The sequence below is a fragment of the Cryobacterium sp. Sr8 genome (assembly GCF_004403225.1).
Lineage (GTDB): Bacteria > Actinomycetota > Actinomycetes > Actinomycetales > Microbacteriaceae > Cryobacterium > Cryobacterium psychrotolerans.
On record NZ_SOHO01000022.1, the window covers coordinates 50,902 to 71,262 of the forward strand.

General features: G+C 66.8%; 22 protein-coding genes. 16 read left to right on the plus strand and 6 right to left on the minus strand.

Annotated elements, in window-relative coordinates:
• Nucleotides 1-10 precede the first annotated feature (10 nt).
• Nucleotides 11-604 (plus strand): energy-coupling factor transporter transmembrane protein EcfT, encoded by a 594-nt coding sequence (locus E3T54_RS02645; RefSeq protein WP_134474448.1) that lies wholly within the window; start codon nucleotides 11-13, stop codon nucleotides 602-604.
• A 169-nt stretch (nucleotides 605-773) separates the two neighbouring features.
• Nucleotides 774-1,247 carry a flavodoxin family protein gene (locus E3T54_RS02650; protein WP_134474449.1) on the plus strand — a complete coding sequence of 158 codons (474 nt, stop codon included), beginning with the start codon at nucleotides 774-776 and terminating at the stop codon, nucleotides 1,245-1,247.
• Between the two features lie 107 nt (nucleotides 1,248-1,354).
• On the opposite strand, the gene E3T54_RS02655 is transcribed toward E3T54_RS02650, so the two are convergent.
• The 4 genes from E3T54_RS02655 to E3T54_RS02670 all read right to left on the minus strand — a co-directional run bounded on the left by E3T54_RS02655 (nucleotide 1,355) and on the right by E3T54_RS02670 (nucleotide 6,265).
• Nucleotides 1,355-2,248 (minus strand): glycine betaine ABC transporter substrate-binding protein, encoded by an 894-nt coding sequence (locus E3T54_RS02655; protein ID WP_134474450.1) that lies wholly within the window; start codon nucleotides 2,246-2,248, stop codon nucleotides 1,355-1,357.
• Between the two features lie 50 nt (nucleotides 2,249-2,298).
• Nucleotides 2,299-3,186, minus strand: coding sequence for a proline/glycine betaine ABC transporter permease (locus E3T54_RS02660; RefSeq protein ID WP_134474451.1), 888 nt, complete (start codon nucleotides 3,184-3,186; stop codon nucleotides 2,299-2,301).
• Entirely contained in the window at nucleotides 3,183-4,469 is a 1,287-nt protein-coding gene (locus E3T54_RS02665) for a glycine betaine/L-proline ABC transporter ATP-binding protein (RefSeq protein WP_241977021.1), read from the minus strand. The genes E3T54_RS02660 and E3T54_RS02665 overlap by 4 nt, the downstream gene beginning before the upstream one ends.
• A gap of 374 nt (nucleotides 4,470-4,843) precedes the next feature.
• Nucleotides 4,844-6,265, minus strand: a complete 1,422-nt coding sequence (locus E3T54_RS02670; protein WP_134474453.1) for a cation:dicarboxylate symporter family transporter — start codon at nucleotides 6,263-6,265, stop codon at nucleotides 4,844-4,846.
• Nucleotides 6,266-6,396: 131 nt separating this feature from the next.
• On the opposite strand from E3T54_RS02670, the gene E3T54_RS02675 reads away from it, so the two are divergent.
• From E3T54_RS02675 to E3T54_RS02730, 12 genes are all read left to right on the plus strand, one after another.
• Nucleotides 6,397-8,055, plus strand: a complete 1,659-nt coding sequence (locus E3T54_RS02675; protein ID WP_134474454.1) for a sensor histidine kinase — start codon at nucleotides 6,397-6,399, stop codon at nucleotides 8,053-8,055.
• A complete protein-coding gene (locus E3T54_RS02680; protein ID WP_241977022.1) occupies nucleotides 8,048-8,770 on the plus strand; it encodes a response regulator in 723 nt (240 codons plus the stop codon). The genes E3T54_RS02675 and E3T54_RS02680 overlap by 8 nt, the downstream gene beginning before the upstream one ends.
• A 55-nt stretch (nucleotides 8,771-8,825) precedes the next feature.
• A complete protein-coding gene (locus E3T54_RS02685) occupies nucleotides 8,826-9,470 on the plus strand; it encodes an A24 family peptidase (RefSeq protein ID WP_166804802.1) in 645 nt (214 codons plus the stop codon).
• Nucleotides 9,471-9,598: 128 nt separating this feature from the next.
• Complete coding sequence (locus tag E3T54_RS02690) at nucleotides 9,599-9,784, plus strand: Flp family type IVb pilin (RefSeq protein WP_134474456.1); 186 nt, start codon at nucleotides 9,599-9,601, stop codon at nucleotides 9,782-9,784.
• A gap of 255 nt (nucleotides 9,785-10,039) precedes the next feature.
• On the plus strand, nucleotides 10,040-10,219 hold the full coding sequence (locus E3T54_RS02695) for a Flp family type IVb pilin (protein WP_134474457.1): 180 nt from the start codon (nucleotides 10,040-10,042) through the stop codon (nucleotides 10,217-10,219).
• Nucleotides 10,220-10,328: 109 nt separating this feature from the next.
• Entirely contained in the window at nucleotides 10,329-10,718 is a 390-nt protein-coding gene (locus E3T54_RS02700; protein ID WP_134474458.1) for a TadE/TadG family type IV pilus assembly protein, read from the plus strand.
• Nucleotides 10,706-11,683 carry a pilus assembly protein TadG-related protein gene (locus tag E3T54_RS02705; RefSeq protein WP_134474459.1) on the plus strand — a complete coding sequence of 326 codons (978 nt, stop codon included), beginning with the start codon at nucleotides 10,706-10,708 and terminating at the stop codon, nucleotides 11,681-11,683. The genes E3T54_RS02700 and E3T54_RS02705 overlap by 13 nt, the downstream gene beginning before the upstream one ends.
• Before the next feature lie 8 nt (nucleotides 11,684-11,691).
• Nucleotides 11,692-12,429: a Flp pilus assembly protein CpaB gene (locus E3T54_RS02710; RefSeq protein WP_166804803.1), complete on the plus strand. Its 738-nt coding sequence runs from the start codon at nucleotides 11,692-11,694 to the stop codon at nucleotides 12,427-12,429.
• 22 nt (nucleotides 12,430-12,451) lie between these two features.
• Complete coding sequence (locus tag E3T54_RS02715; RefSeq protein WP_134474461.1) at nucleotides 12,452-13,489, plus strand: AAA family ATPase; 1,038 nt, start codon at nucleotides 12,452-12,454, stop codon at nucleotides 13,487-13,489.
• The gene (locus tag E3T54_RS02720; RefSeq protein WP_134474462.1) at nucleotides 13,486-14,958 is read left to right on the plus strand and encodes a CpaF family protein; all 1,473 of its coding nucleotides are present in this window, start codon (nucleotides 13,486-13,488) and stop codon (nucleotides 14,956-14,958) included. The genes E3T54_RS02715 and E3T54_RS02720 overlap by 4 nt, the downstream gene beginning before the upstream one ends.
• Nucleotides 14,955-15,908, plus strand: a complete 954-nt coding sequence (locus tag E3T54_RS02725; protein WP_092324282.1) for a type II secretion system F family protein — start codon at nucleotides 14,955-14,957, stop codon at nucleotides 15,906-15,908. Before E3T54_RS02720 ends, E3T54_RS02725 begins: the two co-directional genes overlap by 4 nt.
• Nucleotides 15,909-15,917: 9 nt before the next feature.
• Nucleotides 15,918-16,769 (plus strand): type II secretion system F family protein, encoded by an 852-nt coding sequence (locus E3T54_RS02730; protein WP_134474463.1) that lies wholly within the window; start codon nucleotides 15,918-15,920, stop codon nucleotides 16,767-16,769.
• On the opposite strand, the gene E3T54_RS02735 is transcribed toward E3T54_RS02730, so the two are convergent.
• Both E3T54_RS02735 and E3T54_RS02740 read right to left on the minus strand, forming a co-directional pair.
• A complete protein-coding gene (locus tag E3T54_RS02735) occupies nucleotides 16,766-17,224 on the minus strand; it encodes a VCBS repeat-containing protein (protein ID WP_134474464.1) in 459 nt (152 codons plus the stop codon). The genes E3T54_RS02730 and E3T54_RS02735 overlap by 4 nt on opposite strands.
• A 63-nt stretch (nucleotides 17,225-17,287) precedes the next feature.
• Nucleotides 17,288-18,016: a CAP domain-containing protein gene (locus E3T54_RS02740; protein WP_134474465.1), complete on the minus strand. Its 729-nt coding sequence runs from the start codon at nucleotides 18,014-18,016 to the stop codon at nucleotides 17,288-17,290.
• 433 nt (nucleotides 18,017-18,449) lie between these two features.
• Here E3T54_RS02740 and E3T54_RS02745 point away from each other — a divergent pair, with 433 nt between their 5' ends.
• Together E3T54_RS02745 and E3T54_RS02750 are read left to right on the plus strand one after the other, a co-directional pair.
• Complete coding sequence (locus E3T54_RS02745) at nucleotides 18,450-18,695, plus strand: hypothetical protein (protein WP_134474466.1); 246 nt, start codon at nucleotides 18,450-18,452, stop codon at nucleotides 18,693-18,695.
• Nucleotides 18,696-18,945: 250 nt separating this feature from the next.
• Nucleotides 18,946-20,199, plus strand: coding sequence for a tyrosine-type recombinase/integrase (locus tag E3T54_RS02750; protein ID WP_134474467.1), 1,254 nt, complete (start codon nucleotides 18,946-18,948; stop codon nucleotides 20,197-20,199).
• Nucleotides 20,200-20,361: the final 162 nt, after the last annotated feature.

Consider the following 20,361-nt stretch of genomic DNA (forward strand, 5'->3'; position numbering starts at 1 on the left):
TCGGCCTCGCGTGATCGGCCTGTACTCCCCCGGCCGGTCGGTCATCCACCGGGCGCCCACCCTGCTGAAGCTGCTCCTGCTCTCGGTCGGCGTGGTGGTCGTCGGCGTGCTGGCGCAGCCCTGGCAGCTCGCCATCGCTGCGCTCGTCGTTCTCTCGCTCTTCGTCATCGCGCGCATTCCACCGCGCGCCGCGGTGGCGCAGATCGCGCCGATCCTCTGGATGCTCGTGCTCGTCGTTCCGATCCAGGGGCTGCTCTCCGGATGGCTCATCGCGGCACTGATGGCCGGGCGACTCATCGTGGCAGTCGCCCTCGCCGCGCTGTTCACCCTCACCACGACCGTGACGGCCGTGCTCGAGGCCTTCCAACGCATGCTGCGGCCGTTCGGGCGCTGGGTCGACGCCGACCGAATCGGCCTGCTGGTGGCCCTCACCATCCGCTGCATCCCGCTGGTGACCGAGATCGTGACCGAGGTGCTCGAGGCACGCCGCGCTCGAGGCACGCGCGGCTCCGTAATGGCGCTGGCCGTTCCCGTCGTCGTCCGGTCGCTGTACGCGGCGGATGCCCTGGGCGAGGCACTCGTCGCCCGGGGCCTCGACGACTGAGCGGGTCTGCTGGGGCCACGTTCTGGCTGACTTGCGGAAAAAGTACCTTCGTCGCGCCAGTGAACGTACTTTGTCCGCACCTCAGCGCGGAATTCCCGGAGTACATTGCCTGCATGGCTGCATGGGCACATGTTCAATCAGAGATGCGTCTGAAGGAAGGAAGCTGGTCATGAGTACACTCGTTCTGTTTGACTCGAACTTCGGCAACACCCGGAAGATCGCCGAGGCGGTTGCCGCGGAACTCGGAAACGACGCCACTGCGACCCCCCTGGCAGGCCTGGGACAGGGCGGTCTGGAGGGCGTGGACCTGCTCGTCGTCGGAAGCCCGATCAACGCGTGGAAACCCACCCCTCGGACGCAGGAGTTCCTCGACGGCCTCGGCGAGGGGTCCCTGCGCGGGGTCCGGGCCGCGGCCTTCGACACGCGCGTGAGGCTCTTCATCCACGGCGACGCCGCGGCGAAGATCTCCCACGCCCTCGAAAAGGCGGGAGCCCGGATCGTAGCGAGACCCCGCGGCTTCATTGTCGAGGGCCGGGAGGGGCCGCTCGCTGCCGGCGAGGTGGAGGGGGCAACCGCCTGGGCGCGGTCGATAGCGGTCGCCGCCCGGGGCTCCGGCCCGCGCGGCACGGACGTCTCGGACTAGACACTCCGCCTGCGCCGTCGCATTCGCGCGCGGGCCGCCAGTGGGCGCCGAAAGGCCCGCGTCAGCGCGACGCGGGCCTTCCGGATGAAACGTGGAGCCGTGCGGCCCTACTTGGCGGTCATGGAGTCGACGTACTCCTGGTTTTCACCGATCCACTTCTTGACGATCGGCGCGTAGTCCTGGCCGTCGTAATCGACGAACATGGCCTTCTCGAGCGAGTACAGCTTCTCGAGGTCCATGTCGAAGCCCTTGATCCACTTGGTGGCCTGCGGGAAGTCCTTAGCAACATCCTTCTTGCCGTAGGCGTGGATGCTTTCGACGTTCTTGAGGGTGCCCTCTGGGTCCTCGAGGGTCTTGATCGGCAGCGAGCTGTAGGCCCAGTGCGGCTCCCAGAGGGTGACGGCGATGTTCTCGCCGGCCTTGGTGGCCGCGGTCAGCTCGGTGAGCATGGCCGCGGTCGAGGAGGTGAGGTATTCCATCTTTTCGAGGCCGTAGGCCGGGATGACCCGGTCGGTGGTCGCCGCGGTCAGACCGGCGCCGGGCTCGATTCCCACGATGCGGTTGCCGAACTTATCGGCGTTCTTGGCGAGCTCGTCGAGGGAGTCGATCGGAGCATCCTCGTTCACCGCGATGGTGAGCCGGGACTCTTCGTTCCAGGCGCCGAGGTCGACGATGTCATCGCCGTACTCCTTCACGTAGGAGGCGTGGGTTTCGGGCATCCACACGTCCAGGTTGAGGTCGTAGTCGCCGGTGGACAGGCCCGAGTACACCGGGGCCACGTCGGCGTATTCCAGCTCTACGTTGTAGCCCTTCTCGTCGAGAACGGCCTTCCATAGCTCGGAGGCGGCGACGCCTTCATCCCAGCCGTTGAACACGGCGATGGTGAGGTGCTTCTTGTCTTTGTTGCCGCCGCCGACGGACTCCTCAGCGGACGCGCAACCGGTGAGGGCGAGGAGCCCGACTGCTCCGGCGGCGATCAATGATCGTGAACGATTCTTCATGTTTTCCTTTCATGCCACCGCGATGGGTGGCCGGGTGTGAGGTGTGTGGGTCAGGCTGCCAATGCCTGCTGGCGGCCGCGTTTGCGCGCCTCGAGGAAGCGACCCAGGGGGGTGTCGCCCGTGCCGAGGGCCGCGGTCAGGCGGTCCAGGAAGATCGCGAGGATGACCACGGCAAGTCCGGCCTCAAAGCCGAGGGCGACGTCGATCCGGTTGAGGCTGGCGACCACCTGGGCACCGAGACCGCCGGCGCCGACCATTCCGGCGATGACGACCATCGACAGCGACAGCATGATGACCTGGTTGATTCCGGCCATGATCGTCGGCATCGCGAGCGGGAGCTGGATCTGGCGCAGGATGCGCCAGGGCGACGCGCCGAAGGCCTGCCCGGCCTCGACAACTTCCTTGTCGACCCCGCGAATGCCCAGTTCGGTGAGACGGACACCGGGTGCCATCGCGAAGATGATCGTCGCGACGATTCCGGGAACGACGCCGACGCGGAAGAGGATGAGCGCCGGGATCAGGTACACGAAGGCCGGCATCGTCTGCATGAAGTCCAGGACCGGTCGGATGATGCTTGACGCGGCTGCGGACTTCGCGGCCAGGATGCCCAGGGGAACGCTGATGGCGATGGCGAGCAGGCTGGCTACCAGCACGAGCGCCAGGGTGTCCATGGCGTTTTCCCACTGGTCGACGCCCACGATCAGGGCCAGCCCGACGACAGAGCCGACCGCGAATTTCCAGCCACGGGTGGCGTAGGCCAGCGCGGCGGCGATCACGATGATCACCCAGAAGGGCGGAGCGACCAGCAGGAAGGCCACGACCTCGAACGCGCCATCGAAGACCGCACGGATGATGTCGAAGAGGAAACCGAAGGTGTCGGTGATGTACTCGATGAAGCCGTCGACCCAGGTGCCCAGGGGAATGCGGAAGTCGTTCACAGCTGTGCCCCTTCCAGCGCGGTTTCGCGCAGGGTTTCGGTGATCAGGCTGACGGAGATCGTTGCAGCCGGCTCGACGACGGGCAGTTCGCCCGTGTTGGTGGTGACGTTGCCGATCGCGGCGAGAAGCGTGACCCGCGGGATGACCCCGACCAGGCGATTCTTCTCATCGACGACGGCGATGGGCAGGTCGCTTTCGACCGAGGCCTCGACGAGATCGACCAGCGCCGTATCGGGAGTGACCGCCGTGGCGGTGTCGCGGATGATCGTTCGCAGGTCGGTTTCACCGGCCTTGACCAGCCGGAGCACGTCCCGGTCACGCACGACACCGGCGAAGGTGCGGTCGCGGTTGACGACGAACGTGGCCGAGGTCTGCAGGTCGCGCATGGTGCGAAGCGCCGCGCGCGGCCCGGCATTGATCGTGACGACGCTGCGCACGGGCTCCATGACACTCGAGGCGGTGAGAACCCGGGCCCGGTCGACATCCTGCACGAACTGGGCAACGTAGTCGTTCGCCGGGTCGGTCAGGATCTCTTCTGGCGTGCCGATCTGCACGATTCGGCCGTCGCGCATGACGGCGATGCGGTCGCCAAGGAACATGGCCTCGTTGAGGTCGTGGGTGATGAAGATGATGGTCTTGCCCAGTTCGGCCTGCAGCTCGATGAGCTGTTCCTGCATTTCGCGACGGATCAGCGGGTCCAGCGCCGAGAAGGCCTCGTCCATCAGAAGCACGTCGGTGTCGGCGGCCAGCGCACGGCCGAGGCCGACGCGCTGCCGCATTCCACCGGAGAGCTCCGACGGAAGGCTGTCGGCCCAGCCGCCGAGTCCGACCAGGCGGATGATCGTGCGGGCGCGCTCCAGGCGCTCCTCGCGACCAATTCCCTGCACTTCGAGGCCGTAGGCGACGTTGTCGATCACGGTGCGGTGCGGCAGCAGGGCGAAATGCTGGAAGACCATGGAGATGCTGCTGCGGCGAATCTCACGCAGCGCCTTGGCCGGGATGCCCGTGATGGGCTTGCCGGCGACCGTGACGGTTCCGGAGGTGGCGTCGAGAAGGCCGTTGAGCATGCGGATGAGCGTGGACTTGCCCGATCCGGACAGGCCCATGACGACGAAGATCTCGCCGCGCTTGACCTCGAACGACGCGTCGATGACGGCGGCCGTACCGAGGGAGGAAACCTCCGACCTGCTGGCTCCTGCTGCGAGTTTCTTGACCATCTCGCTCGGGCGGCGCCCGAACGCTTTGTACAGTCGATCTGCCTTGACGGCAATAATTTCGGTCACGTGTTCTCCGTGCACGCCGAACGCCCACCGGTTTAACGGTCGACGCATCGAATGCAAGCTGTTGCCGGACGGGTAGGCAGTGACCGGCCACGGCGCGCTTCGATGAGCGGGGCTGGAGCGATCATGGGACCACTCGTCAGGGCCTCACCATACGATCACGGCCGTCCCGCGCGATTGTTTGCATCGGGGCTGTCGGCTGCGTGAGCGCGTCCTGGTGAAGGGTCGTAAGACCGTCGCCAACCCTAGCACACCCCCTTTTTGGGGGATGGCCGCGCTTTTTTGTCGCGAGGGGGATGGACGCGCGAGTGCCGCCCGGGAGTACTGCTGCCCGGACGGCACTGCCTTGCGCGTTCCCCCCAAGTTGTTTCGCCGGGTCAGGCGCCGACGGAGACCGGCTGCCTGGTGGCGTCGCCCTGGCCCTCGCCCTGGCCCTCGGCCTGGCCTTCGCTCTGGCCCCCGGCCTGGCCTTCGTGGTGTTCGAAGCTGTGGTGCGCCAGCATCGTGGACTCGTCGAAGGGCTCGAGGCGGTCGAGAACCCGGTCGACCTGCACCCGGTCGATTTCCCTCGTCCAGGTGCCGATAAGCACGGTGGCGACCGCGTTGCCGGTGAAGTTGGTCAGCGCGCGGGCCTCGGACATGAACCGGTCGATCCCCACGATGAAGCCGACGCCATCGAGCAGTTGCGGGGCGTGAGCCTGCAGGCCGCCGGCGAGGGTCGCGAGCCCGGCTCCGGAGACGCCGGCCGCACCCTTCGAGGCGATGATCATGAAGACCAGCAGCCCGATCTGCTCCCCCAGCTGCAGGGGCTGGCCCAGCGCCGTCGCGATGAAGAGGGACGCCATCGTCAGGTAGATGGCGGTGCCGTCGAGGTTGAAGGAGTACCCGGTGGGGACCGTGACACCGACAACCGGCCGGGAGACGCCGAGGTGCTCCATCTTCGCGATCAGGCGCGGCAGGGCGGCCTCGGAAGACGAGGTGGAGAAGATGAGCAGGTATTCGCGTCCCAGGTACCGCATCAGCTTGAAGATGTTGATCCCGGTGACGATCTTCAGCAGCCCGCCGAGGATGACCACGATGAAGACGACGCAGGTGGCGTAGAAGGCCGCCATCAGGGTGAAGAGGCTGATCACGGCCTGGATGCCGGTTTCACCGACGACCGCGGCAATTGCACCGAAGGCGCCGATGGGCGCAAGCCACATGATCATGATCAGGATGCGGAACACGAGGGCCTGGACGTGGGCGATGCCGCGGAGGATCGGCAGCCCGGCCGGCCCCATCTTCTGCAGGGCGAAGCCGGCGATGAGCGCCACCATCAGGGTCTGGAGAATGTTGCCGGAGGTCAGCGAGGAGAAGAGTGTGGTCGGGATGATGCCGAGAATGAAGGTCTCGGTGTCGGAGGATTCCGTCACCTCGTAGCTGGCGCCTGCGATGTCCAGGCCCGCCCCCGGCTGGATGAGGTTGCCGACCAGCAGGCCGATGCCGAGAGCGAAGGTGGACATGACGAGGAAGTACCCGAGCGCCAGGCCGCCGATGCGTCCGACCGTTGCGGCCTTCGCGATGGATCCGATGCCGAGCACGATCGTGCAGAAGATGATCGGCGAGATCATCATCTTGATCAGGCCGATGAACGCAGCCCCGAGCGGCTTCAGCGAGACGGCGAACCCGTCCGGACCACCGAACATCAGTCCGACGACGACGCCCAGCACGACGGCGACGATGACCGCCGTGTACAGGTAGTGCGACTTGTCGAAACGCTTCTTGCGCTTCACGACGGGGGCAACTGGCGACGACGCCATGGGAGACTCCTTTGTCTAGGCTTGAGGGGGCCCTCACTGGGCCCACAGAAATCCGTGGTGCGTTCAAGAGTCGTTCACGGCGCCCGCACCGTCACGCTTGCGGTCATATTGTTCACGGAAAGGCGATTGCCATGAGTCACGGATGGAGCATCGCGCGCCGGCTCTTCCTGGCCCATGCCCTCTTCATCCTCGTGCTGGCGGCATTCGTCGGAACTGCATCCTTCGTCGACGCCCGTGATCGCGGATATTCGGAAACCGCGGATCGCATGCTGGCCGTGGCCACGGCCATCGCGGACAATCCCCTCGTGCTCGAGGCCAGCCGCGGAGCGGATCCGAGCGGTTCCCTCCAGCCGTATGCCCTGCGGGTGGCGGCGGACGCCGACCTCGACTTCATCACGATCATGGACACGGACCGCACCCGCTGGACCCACCCGACGACCTCGGAGATAGGCAAGGAGTACATCGGCGCGGTCGGACCGGCGCTCGCCGGAGAACCGCTCACCGAGGTCAGCACCGGCACGCTCGGCCCATCCGTGCGCGCCGTCGTTCCGGTCACCGACGAGCAGGGAGCCGTGCGGGCGCTCGTGGCCGTCGGAGTGACGACGAGCACCGTGAAAATCGCGCTCAACGCCCGCTTGCCGGCGGTGCTCGGCCTGGCCCTGGCGCTCCTGGCCGCAGGGTCCATCGCGACCTGGCTGCTCGGGCGCTACCTGCGCCGGGTCACCCTCGGCTGGGGACCGGAACAACTGGCCCAGCTCTTCGTCTACCTCGACTCCGTGCTGCATTCCGTGCGCGAGGGGCTGGTGCTGGTCGACCCCCGGGGCGAGCTGGTGCTCTACAACGACCAGGCGGCCCGGCTGCTCGGCATCCCCCCGAGGTCGCCCACGGGGGCGGCTGCCGGCGGAGCCCCGCTCCTGTCGGACCTGGACCTGCCGGCAAGCCTGGGCGACCTCCTGCAGAGCGGCCGACCGGCGCGAGACGAGATCCATCCGACCGGGAGCCGGGTGCTGGTCGTCAGCCAGCAACCCGCGCTCGCGTCAGCGGCCGGCCGGGGCAAGCCCGCCGCGATGGGGTCGGTGGCCACCATCCGTGACCACACCGACCTCCAATCGCTGGGCAACGAGCTGCAGGGCATGCGCACCCTCTCGGATGCGCTTCGCGCCCAGACCCACGAACACTCCAACCGCCTGCACGTGCTTTTCTCCCTGATGGAACTGGGCCGGATCCCGGAGGCGCTCGAGTTCGCGACCCGGGACCTCGAGCTCAGCCAGCAGCTGACCGACGAACTGGTCACCTCCGTCGACGAACCGGTGATCGGCGCGCTCTTGATGGGCAAGGCCGCGCAGGCGCACGAGCTCGGGATCGCGCTCACGGTCGAGGCGTCGGGCAGCCTGTCGGATTCCGGGCTCCTGGTGCAGGACCTCGTCACGGTGCTCGGCAACCTGATGGACAACGCCCTCGACGCGGCCGTCTCGGGCGAGGCGCCGCGCACCGTGGACCTCCGCGTCAGTTCGACGGCGGATGCCCTGGTCATCGAGGTGGCCGACAGTGGTCCGGGCGTCGCCGCCGAGGCGGAGGAAGACGTGTTCCGGCCGGGATTCAGCACCAAGGATCCCGGCGCCTACGGCCGCGGCCTGGGCCTGGCCCTCGTACGGCAGACCGTGGCGCGCCTCGGCGGCAGCCTCGTCATCGGCCGGCGCCAGGGGGCGGTTTTCACCGTCACGATCCCTACTCACCGCTCCCCCGAACCCACCCCTGCCGCAGACCAGGCGCAGGCACCTCGTGCCTGACCCGGTCGCGCCTGACCGCCTGATCCGCGTGCTCGTGGTGGAGGACGAGCCCCTCGTCGCCGAGGCCCACACGGCCTACCTCGGCCGGCTCGAGGGCTTCGTGCACGCCGGGACCGCCGGCACCGGCCAGTTGGCCGTCCGACAGCTTGCCGAAGCCGCCGAATCGGGGGCGCCGATCGACCTCGTGCTGATGGACATGAGCCTGCCCGACCTGCACGGCCTCGACGTCTGCCGCCGCATCCGGGCGGCCGGGCTGGCCACCGACATCATCGCGATCACCGCCGGCCGGGAGCTCCGCACCGTGCGCGGCGCCATCGCCGCCGGCGCCGTGCAGTACCTGATCAAGCCGTTCACCTACGCGCGTTTCGCCGAGAAACTCATCCAGTACCGCGACTTCCACCAGCAGCTGGGAGCCCAACCGACGGTGACCACGCAGTCGGAAGTGGATCTCGCCTTCGCCACGCTCCGCGCGCCCAGCGAGCTTCCCCCGCCCAAGGGCCTCTCCGCGGCGACGCTCGCCGCCGTCATCGAGTTCCTCAAGGCCGAACCCGGGCCGGCCTCCGCGAGCGAGGTCATGGAGCGGCTCGGCATGTCCCGGGTGACCGCGCGGCGCTACCTGGAGTACCTGGCCGACGCCGGCGCCGTGCTCCGCACGCCCCGGTACGGCACGCCGGGGCGCCCCGAGAATGCCTACGCCTGGAAGTCGTCCGCCTGAACCGTTCCCGAAAAGGGGCGTGCCTTCGACCGGGGAATGCGCCAGACTCAGCGGGATGAACGCAGATCTGTGGCTGCCGCTGCCGGCCGGGCTGGTCGGGCTGGCGCTCGGCGTGCCGCTCACAGGACTGGCCGCACGGATGCTGCGCGCGCCGCGCGACTTCGGCTGGCGGGTTCGCCTGGCCGCCAGCCTGGCGACCGGGGTGCTGTTTGCGCTCCTCGCCCTCGGGTTCGGCCCAAGCCCGGAACTTCCGGCTTACCTGCTGCTGGCCGCGGCATCCGTCGCGCTCAGCATCGTCGACGTCACTGAGAAGAGACTCCCCAACCCTCTGCTGCTCGCCACCACGGTGATCGTGGCGGTCGCCCTCGTGATCGCGGCCGCCGTCGGCGCCGACTGGGGCGCCGCGTCAGGCGCCCTGCTGGGCGGCGCCGCGCTGTTCGCGCTCTACCTGGTGCTCGCGCTCATCTCGCCGGCCGGCATCGGCATGGGGGACGTGAAGCTCGCAGCGGTGATCGGGCTCGCCCTCGGCTACCTCGGCTGGGACACCTGGCTGATCGGGCTGGTCGCCGCATTCCTCGTCGGCAGCGCCATTTCCCTGGTCGCGCTGGCGCTGCGCCGGGTCAGCCTGCGCGGCTCCCTGCCGTTCGGGCCTTCCATGCTGGCCGGGGCATATATCGCGATTCTCGTCGCCGTGCTCTGACCCGCGTTCGCGAACCTGGTTCGTCACCCCTGTTCGGGTGCCCCGCGACTGGGGGAATGATGCGCAGGGAAGACCGGCAGTATGGTGGCCTCCTTCCCGGCGATACCCGAAATCACAAGGGGTTAGACATGCGCACGATCCTCGACATCCTGGCCGCCCGCCTCCGCCATGCCGACGACCGCGAACGCGGCGCGACGGCGGTGGAATACGCCCTGATGGCGTCCCTGATCGCCCTGGTGATCTTTGGCTCCGTCGCACTCTTCGGAGTCGCCGTCACCGGCCTGTTCGGCGAGTACAACGCGAGCATGCCGTAAGCCCTGAAGCTCTCTGCTCGCCGCCGGGACCGGCGGCGATGCATCGGCGTGCCGGCGGCCCCGCCCTGCGCCGCCACCCCTCCCGCCGTTCTCCCGCCGTCCTCCCGCCATCCCCACGCCGCCGGTCGCGTCGTCGACGCACCCCCCGAACAAGGGCCCCCCGTTCTGGGTGTTGGTGAGAAATCCTCAACCCGCATAGCTTGCCTTCATTCGCTCGGCTAACCAGGCCGGCTCTTCACAGAACGGAAACCCGACATGAAGTTCTTCACCAAAATCCAGGCCGCCGTCAACAGCCTGCGCACCGAAGACGACGGCGCCACCGCAGTCGAGTACGGCCTCATGGTCTCACTCATCGCCGTGGTCATCATCACCGCCGTTGCCCTCATCGGCACGAACCTCGACCTGATGTTCACCGGCGTGGCCAACAACCTCTAACCACGAACCCGAGTAGGGCGGCGGCCTCCCGGAATCCGGGAGCCGCCGCCGCACTCTCCCCCACTCTCTCGATCTCCCCGTTGCCCCGCCCACCCGAAGGGCCATCCAGATGAAGCGTCTTCGCGATCGATTCAACGAACGCGGCGCGGCCGCCGTTGAGTTCGCGCTCATCCTCCCGGTGCTCCTGCTGCTCGTGATGGGGCTCATCGAGTTCAGCCGGGTCTTCAACATTCAAATCTCCCTGAGCAACGCGGCTCGGGAGGGCGCCAGGACCATGGCCATCCACGATGACCCCGCCCGCGCCCGCAGCGCCGCCAGCGCGGCCGCCCCGTCGATCAACCCCGCGATCACTGACGGTCAAATCACGGTCAGTCCCGGCGCCTGCACGCCCGACGCGACCGTGGAAGTGACCATCGACTACAACGTCGCCCTCATGACGGGCTTCTTCGGCGCGACGATCCCCCTGACTGGAACTGGAGTAATGCTATGTGGTGGTTGACCAGCCGGCTTCGGCCCGAACGCGGCGCATCCGCGGTCATCGTTGGCATCATGCTGGTGCCGCTCATCGGATCTCTGGCGATCGCCCTCGACGTCGGCGCGCTGTACGCCGAACGCGCGCAACTGCAGAACGGGGCCGATGCCGCCGCCCTGGCGATCGCAATGGGTTGCGCGGACGACGGGGTATGCGATGCCCCTGGCGCCGCCGCCGCGAACTTCACGAACGACAACGCCAATGACGGTGCCGCGAACGTGCTCGCTCCGGTCATCGACCTCACCAACAAAACCGTGACCGTGACCGACTCGACGCGGGTCGCCGGCACGGATCAGAACGCCATCCAGCACCCGTTCGCTGCCATGCTCGGCATCACCGAGACGACCGTGGGCGCAACGGCGACTGCGGAGTGGGGCGGAATCCGCTCCGGCCCCGCGGTGTTGCCGCTCGCGCTGTCCTTTTGCGAATTCCAGCTGTTCGGCGAGCTGAACAACGAACAGAAGCTCACCATCCGCTACGACGAAAACCACCCGTGCACGAGAAACGGTATGGACATCCCCGGCGGATTCGGCTGGCTCGAGCAGACCGACGGCACCTGCGCGGCAACGGTGGCCGTTGACGGTTCCGTGCCGAGCGAGCCCGGCGTCGACTCCCCGAGCAACTGCGACGCGACCCTTCGCGCGCTGGAGGGCAGCACCGTCCTGATCCCGATCTTCGATGGGTCCACCGGCAACGGTGGTCCCGGCATCTTCCATATCTACGCCTTCGCCGCCTTCAGGGTCACCGGCTGGAAATTCGCCGGCGGTAACCGGTTCCCGCTGGTCAATGTGGATCGCTACCCGGGGTGCGACTGCTCCGGCGGCAACGAGCGATTCATCCAGGGCTTCTTCGAAGAATGGGTCACCATCGACTCGGCCTACGACATCGGCGGTCCCGACACCAACGTCACGACCGTCAACCTCACGAACTAGGAGATGTCATGAAAACCCGACTCATTGGAGCGATCGTCGCCATCGTGCTGGCGCTTGTCGGCACCGTCGTGCTCACCGGATATGTGCGGGGCGCTGATGCCCGCGCCGCGGACGGCGCCGCCTTCGTGCCGGTCTTCGTGGTCTCCGAGGAGATCCCGGAAGGAACCGCGGCGGAGGCGATCAGCGGCTTCATCACGGTGAAGCAGTTGCCCGCGATGTCCGCGGTTCCGGGGCGGGTGACCAAGCTGTCGGCCCTGGCCGGCATGGTCACGGACGCCGCCCTGATGCCGGGCGAACAGCTCATCAAATCGCGCTGGGTCGACCCTGCCGAGCTCGCGGCCCGCGGCCAGGTCGACCTGCCGGACGGCATGCAGGCCCTGACGATCGCACTCCCCGTCGAACGAGTCGTCGGCGGCACCGTCAAGGCGGGAGACACGGTGGGCATCGTCGTGGCGGCCACCGTGAAGATCGGGCAAGCCGCCGAGGACGTGTCGGTGAGTAAGCAGGTCTTCCACAAGGTGCTCGTAACGGCCGTGCACGAAGGAACCCAGACATCGCCCGCGAAAAACGATGAAGCGCAGTCCGAGCCGGTCGGCGAGATCATGGTCACCCTCGCCCGCACCACGCCCGACATCGAGAAGATCGTCTGGGGCCAGGAATTCGGCTCGGTCTGGCTGACGATTGAGCCCAAGGAAGCCACCGAAACCGGCTCCACCGTCGTCGACGCCGGAGACGTGTTCAAATGAGCAACGCACCGGCAGGTCGATAATGCCGGCCTCCATCCGCCGCAGCCGGCCGAAGCCCGGGGTGCAGCGCAACCCTGACGTCGACCCAGACGTCGACATCGACAACGACAACGACAACGACAACGACCCAGAAGGTCACGTCGCGGTCCCAACGGCCCCCAAGCTGGAACTGGTGCCCGAGCTGGCACCAGATCCGGAGCCCGCAGCCGACCTCGAAGCCGAAGACGGGGTCGAGGCCGAGGCCGAGGTCGAGTCACCGGCAGAGGGGACCTCCCCGGCCGCCGTCGGCCGGAACCGCGTCATTGCCGTCGTCTCGGCCAAGGGCGGCGTTGGGAAGACAACCATCGCCACGAACCTTGCCGTGGGGCTTGCCCAGGACTCACCGCTCGGAGTAGTGCTTATCGACGCGGACATGCAGTTCGGCGACGTGGCGACGGCTCTCTCCCTGGCACCGTCCCGCACCTTGCCCGACCTGGTATCCGGCGTCGTCCCCAACGACACCATGGTCCTGAAGACCTACCTCACCCCACACCCCAGCGGCTTCTATGTCGTGTGCGGGGCGGAGACACCGGACGAGGGCGACCGCGTCACCGGAGACCAGCTGGCCAACCTGATCGCGCAGCTGGCGACGGCCTTCCAGTATGTCATCATCGACACGTCGCCAGGCCTCGGGGACCACGCCCTGGCCGCAATAGAACTCGCCACGGACGCCGTCATGGTGTGCGACATGTCGGTGCCGAGCATTCGCGGGCTGCGCAAGGAGTTGTCCATCCTGGCCGACATCGGCATCATGCCGGCGTCCCGTCACGTTGTGCTGAACTTCGGCGATCACTCCAGCGGCATGTCCGTGCGCGACGTCGAGCAAACCATCGGCGTTCCGGTCGACATCGCGATTCGGCGCTCCAACCGAGTCGCCCTGTCAACGAATCGGGGGCTTCCGCTCCTCGCCGAGGGCGCGCGCAGTCCCGCGACCGGGGCATTCAAGGCGCTCGTGCGCCGATTTGATCCGACCGCTTCCCTGAAGGCCGGTCGCCGACACCGAAGGGTGGTTGTGTCATGAGACTGAACGAGCGAGTCGATACGATGCGCCAGGGGCCCCAGCATCTCGCTGAGAAGCGGCCCTCCAAAGCAAGCGCACCCAGGGCCGCCGAGGTCAGCGTGCCGCCGGTCGAGCATCTGCCCCCGGCGGCGGCCGCGCCCCAGCGGGTGCCCGTGTCCGCGCCGGTGACGACGCCCCCGGTCGACCCCCTCGCCGACATCAAGGAGAAGGCGGCGCAGGAGCTGTTCGAGCGGATAGGCTCACGCCTGAACGACGCGAGCCTCACCGAAGAGCAGCTTCTCGCCTACGCACGCACCGAACTCAGCAAGATCGTGTCGGCCGAGCAGGTGCCGTTGAGCTCGCAGGAACGCGCCAGGCTCATCGCGGAGATCGGCTCGGACGTGCTCGGCTTTGGTCCGCTCGAAGCGCTGCTCAACGATGACGACGTGACCGAGATCATGGTCAACGGCCACGAACAGATCTTCGTGGAGCGCCACGGGCACCTGACTCTCAGCGGGTCCCGCTTCACGAGCGAAGCCCAGTTGCGCCGCGTCATCGAGCGGATCGTCTCGAAGGTGGGTCGCCGCATCGATGAATCATCGCCGCTCGTGGATGCCCGGCTTGCCGACGGTTCGCGCGTCAACGCGATCATCCCGCCGCTCGCGGTCGACGGTTCGTCGTTGACGATTCGGAAGTTCGCCCGGGAACCCTTCACTGTTCACGACCTGGTGCGGTTCGGCACGTTGAGCCCCGATATGGCGCAAGTACTCGACGCCTGCGTCAAGGCCAAGCTGAACATCATCGTCTCCGGCGGTACCGGAACCGGCAAGACCACGCTCCTCAACGTGCTCTCCGCATACATTCCCGAGGAAGAGCGCATCATTACCATCGAGGACGCGGTCGAACTCCAGCTGCAGCAGGAACACGTCATCCGGCTCGAATCGCGGCCCTCGAACACCGAGGGAGTGGGTGAGGTCACCATCCGCGACCTGGTGCGCAACTCACTCCGGATGCGCCCGGATCGAATCGTCATCGGCGAATGCCGCGGCGGCGAGACCCTGGACATGCTGCAGGCCATGAATACCGGACATGAGGGGTCCATCTCGACGGTGCACTCCAATTCGCCGCGCGATGCGATCGCCAGGATGGAAACCCTGGTGCTGATGGCCGGCATGGATCTGCCGCTTCGGGCCATCCGTGAGCAGATAGCATCCGCAATCGACGTCATCGTGCAGATCACCCGGATGAAGGACGGCACCCGGCGCGTCACGCACGTGACCGAGGTGCAGGGCATGGAGGGCGACGTCGTCACCCTCCAGGACGCCTTCGTCTTCGATTACAGCGCAGGCGTGGACCAGGACGGTCACTTTGTCGGTCATGCTGCCGCCACCGGGGTGCGCCCGCGGTTCGCCGACACGTTCCACGATCTCGGAATCGACCTGCCCGCGAGCGTCTTCCAGGCCGAACTACTCACCAGGAGCCAGCGATGAATCCCGTCGTGCTCTATGGCGGAATCGCCATCGGACTGGCCGCGCTGCTCGTCTTCATCTTTGCGGTGATCGCGCCGGCCCCGCGCATCCCCCTCGAACGGCGGCGAGCCCCCGGCGCGGAGGAGACGACGACCCTGACCCGGATGACCGATCACACGACGGCAGCGATCGACCGGGCGATGAAACGACGCGGCAAGGCCCCGTTCAGCGCTGCCGAACTCGAGCAGGCCAACATTCGTATGCAGCCATCCGGCTTCGTACTGCTGGTCGTCTCGGCCGCGATCGTGCTTGCGCTGCTGGGCCTGGTGCTCGGCAGCAACGGCCCATTCGGTGTGCCGCTGATGGTCACCTTCGCGGCGCTCTCCCCCGTCGGCGCAAAGATCCTGATCAGCGTCCGCGCCTCCCGACGGCGCGCCAGGTTCGCGGACCAACTCGACGAATCGCTCGGTCTTCTGGCCGGCGGTCTGCGCGCAGGGCACAGCCTGCTGCGCGCGCTCGACGCCGCTTCCCAGGAGACGGAGGCGCCGACCTCCGAGGAATTCGTCCGGGTCGTGAACGAAACCCGAATCGGGCGCGACCTGGGCGAGGCACTGGACAACACCGCCATTCGGATGCGCAGTGACGACTTCCGGTGGGTCGCGCAGGCCATTGCCATCAACCGTGAGGTCGGCGGCAACCTCTCCCAGGTGCTCGACCGGGTTGGCCACACGATCCGGGAGCGGAACGAAATCCGCCGGCAGGTGAAGGCGCTGGCCGCGGAAGGGAAGATGTCGGCGTGGGTGCTCATCATGCTCCCCATCGGAGTGTTCACGTTTCTGCTCCTGACGAAGCCGGACTACTTCGGTGCCTTCTTCGAGAACGTGTGGGGCATTCTGGCGCTGGTCGTCGCGGTCGTGCTGCTCATTGTCGGCTCATTGTGGATGATGGCCGTCGTCAAGGTAAAGTTTTAGGAGAATCCAATGTCCTCATTCATTGCCATCCTCGCGATTGCCGGCGGATTCGGGGCCCTGGTGGGAATCCTCGTCGGCAGTCGCCGCCCGCAACGGGTCACCGATGGTCCTGAAGCCCCCTCCGCTGCGGTTTCCGTGGGCGCCTCCCTCAGCACCAGGATGCGCGACATCGCCCCGACCGGCTATGTCGGCATGCTCGCCCGCCAGGTGGCACTGGCGGGTCGCCCTCCCGCCTGGACCGTCGACAGGATCCTGATGGCCAAGCCCATCCTGGGCATCGTCGCGCTTCTCTTGTCGGGATGGTTCATCAGTGGCGATCCCGGCGTTCCGCGCCTGGCCCTCGGGATATTCGTCACCCTGTTGTCCTTTTTCCTGCCTGATCTGCTCATCCTCAGCAAGGCTCAGAAGCGGCAGGAGGAGATCCAGAACGCGCTCGCCGACACCCTCGACCAGATGACCATTGCCGTGGAAGCCGGCCTCGGCTTCGAGTCGGCCATGGCGAAGGCCGCGACAAACGGCAAAGGCCCCCTGGCCGAGGAGTTCATCCGCACCCTGCAGGACATGAGCATCGGCCAGGCCCGCAAGGCCGCCTATGAGGCGTTTTCCGAGCGCACCTCGTCACCGGACCTCCGGCGCTTCACCCGCTCGATCATCCAGGCGGATGCCTACGGCCTCGCAATTGCCGACGTCCTGCGCATCCAGGCCAGCGAGATGCGCCTGCGCCGCCGCCAGCGGGCCGAGGAGAAGGCAATGAAGGTGCCGGTCAAGGTCTTGTTCCCCCTGGTGTTCTGCATTCTCCCGGTGCTCTTCATCGTTCTTCTCACACCGGCCGCGCTGGGCATCGCCAAGGCCTTCTTCTAGAGGATGGCCGTCATCACAGTCCAGCCAGAGCCGATCTGCACGCGTGCGCCCAGGCCCGTTGCGCTTCCGCGGTACAGCCAGAGGTAGCCGCTCTTGTCGCGGGCGACCACATCGGTCCGGCCGTCGCCGTTCAAGTCGCCGCCCGCGGTGATGGCCGTCATCAGGTTCCAGCCGGAACCAACCTGCACCCGTGCGCCGAGCCCAGACCCGGTGCCGCGGTACTGCCAGAGGTAGCCGCTGGTGTCACGGGCGATGACATCCGCCCGGCCATCGCCGCTGAAGTCGCCGCCGGCGGCAATCGAGGTCATCCCGTTCCAGCCGGAGCCGATCTTGACCCGGGCGCCCAGGCCGGACCCCGTGCCGCCGTACAACCAGAGATCGCCGACCGAGTCCCGGGCGAGGACATCCGCCCGGCCATCGCCGGTGAAGTCACCTCCGGCCGCGAGGGCCGTCATCGCTTTCCAGCCCCAGCCGATCCTGACCCGCGCGCCCAACCCCGAGTCGGTGCCACGGTAGAGCTAGAGATCGCCGGCCGCGTCGCGGGCGATCACATCCGCCCGGCCGTCACCGCTGAAATCCCCGCCGGCCATGATCGTCGTCATCGCGCCCCAGCTGGAGCCGATCCTGACCCGCGAACCCAACCCGGAGCCGTTTCCCCGGTAGAGCCAGAGGTACCCGGCCGAGTCCCTGCCCGCCACATCGGGGCGGCCGTCGCCGGTGAAGTCCTTCCAGGAGGAGGGAGCGGGCGGGGTCAGGGGCGCCACGGTTGTCGCCGAGTAGGAAGCGAAATTCTGGGTGTAGTACGGCCTCCCGTCGGAGCCGTAGTAGTACCCGATGCCGGTGTCGGTCGACTTCGACATGATGTTGGCGTAGTGCCCCGGGGAATTCAGCCAGGCGGGGGTCACTTTCTCGACGGCGTAGCCGAAGGCGACGTTCTCGGCGCCGGACGATGCGCCCGCCGGATACTGCCTGAAGTAGTCGGGGTTGTGGCTCATCACACCGGAGTCGGACATCTTCTTCGTCCAGTTTTGGGCAACGGTGTTGAGCGACGCGTTGAGCCGGAGCGGTGCCAGGCCCTTGCCGGCGCGGGCCGCGTTCGTTTGGCCGAGAATCGTCCGACGGGCGGCGTCGAGTTCACTCGACGACGGCGCGGCGGTGGCGGCCTGCGGATCCAGGCCGACGGCGAGCCCGGACGTGAGGCCCACGATCAGCAGGGTTGCCAGCACGAGGCCGGGAAGTCTTCGCATCGGGGTTCCGTTCACCAGGTTGCAGCGTCAATCAACACTGCGTCTTTCCCGGCCGCGCCACCAGTCGGCGCTTCGGGGGACGGGTCCACTTCCGGTTGAGTTGCGGACAAAGAACCATCAATGTCGAAGCGAAGGTACTTTCTCCGCATCTCAGCCGGGGGGGGTGGCTGGGAGAACAGGGGGAACAAGCAGAAGGCCCGGGCCGCAATGCGGGCCGGGCCTTCTGTCCTCGTGCTGTGGTGCACCCCCCCGGACTTGAACCGGGAACCCACTGATTAAGAGTCAGTGGTATATACTAAAAGTGTGCATATGGACACTGCTACTTCCGCATAAACACGCGGTTCTTGCTCCCCATGTGTTGCCCCTGATGCCCTAGGGGTTGCTGTGAGGGGTTGCTATAGAACAAAACTTGGTACAACGAGAAGGGGGAAAGATGACGAAAGACAATGCGGAACTGATCAAGCGGGCACGGTACTTCCACGCGGATGACCTTGGGGGGCTTGTCTTGCCACTCGCCGACGCCCTCGAGGCCGCCGAAGCCGAACGTGACGCGGCGATTGCCGCAACCGCCAAGGTTCGGTCAGAGGCTCTCCTGTGGAGCAAGGCCCCGGCAGGCATCGGATACGAGGCGCGTCACATCGGCGGCTACGTTCTCGCAATGCTCACGGTGGACGCGTGATTCGGGAGCGCATGATCCGCCGCTACACCTACATCTGTGACGACTGCGGCTGGAAGGGCATGGAGTCGAGGACCGCAGAGTATGCGGCACATTGCGAGCGGCGACACGAGTGCGGCGTCCACCGGGAGCAATATGACAGCACGGGCGGATTCCGAGGCATACTCGGCGGCTACAACCGGGGCTGCATCTGCGGCACCCACTGGGTAACCAATGAGATAACCGAGCCGTTCTTGTGCCCGAAGGCCACCCCATGACCCCCAAGCGCGAGAACGGCCAAGGCTCCGTCTTCTACCGCAAGTCCGACGACCGTTGGTGCGCGTCCCTGTCCCTCCCGTCCCCGTCTGGTAAGCCGCGCCGTGTGACTCGGACGGCTGCGACGGAACGGCAGGCGAAGGTGAAGCTGGTGGAGTTGCGCCGTGAACGTGAGGCGGCCCCGGACGGCGACATTCAGACTGCCGTGCTGAACGTTGAGGACTGGTGCCGAACCTGGCTCAACGACATTGCGGCTAAGGAGGTTCGCCCGAAGACTGCGGCGTCTTACCGGACGACGGTTGAACGGTACATCATCCCGGCTGTTGGTCGGAAGCAGCTTAAGAAGTTGTCGCCGGATGATGTGCGCGGCATGGTGAAGTCGGTGACGGATCTCGGCCTGTCTACCCGTTCGGCGGCGCTGACGTATCAGGTTCTGTCCCTCGCGTTGAAGGCTGCGTACCGTGAGGGGAAAGTCACACGCAACGTTGCCGACCTCGTAAACCGGCCTAGGACGGCGAAGAATGAACTCACTGTACTCACAGCCGCTCACGGGCTGAAAGTGTTGCAGGCGGTCACAGGATGGCCGCCACCTATCGCCCCTGACCGGCTCGCCTCCCGTTGGTGGGCTGCGTTGTTCACTGGGGCGCGTCAAGGCGAACTGCTCGGGCTCACATGGGACCGTGTCGACTTCAACCGCAACACCATCGACCTCAGCTGGCAGTTGCAACGGCTCGCATGGGAGCACGGATGCGACACGCCGTGCGGATTCAAGCGCGGAAATGAATGCCCGAAACGCAAACTCACCGCACCCGCCGACTGGGAACATCGACACCTCACCGGGGGACTGTGGCTGTCGCGCCCGAAATCGTCGGCGGGTGTGCGCATTGTCCCCATCGTGCCACCCCTCCGTGCCATGCTGCTGCACCGACAACGCGCATCCGTGCTCGAGGCCAACCCGCACCAACTCGTGTGGACAACACCGACCGGCAAACCCATCGACCCGTCACGCGACTCGAAAGCCTGGCACGCCGTACTCGCGCTCGCCGGCGTGCCCGATGCGCGACTACACGACGCACGACACACCGCCGTTGACATGCTCTACGCCGCCGAAGTCCCCGAAGCTGACATCCAAGAAATCGTGGGCCACTCCGTAGTATCCGTCACCCGCGGATACAAATCACGCGGCAACAGCCCCCGACTACTCGACGGCATGACCCGCGCGGCAGAAGCATTCATGCTCGAAGCGCCCTAGCAGGAACGGCCCGATTACTGCAATCCCTCCCAATTCTGGGGCCGAACGATCCGCCTATCCCCATTAATGATGACGGAAAAAGGGGCGAAAGGGGGACACGGATATCACAAAATGGGTGCCACCCGCGCCGGGGGTGGCACCCATGTCTGCGGCAGGGTCTAC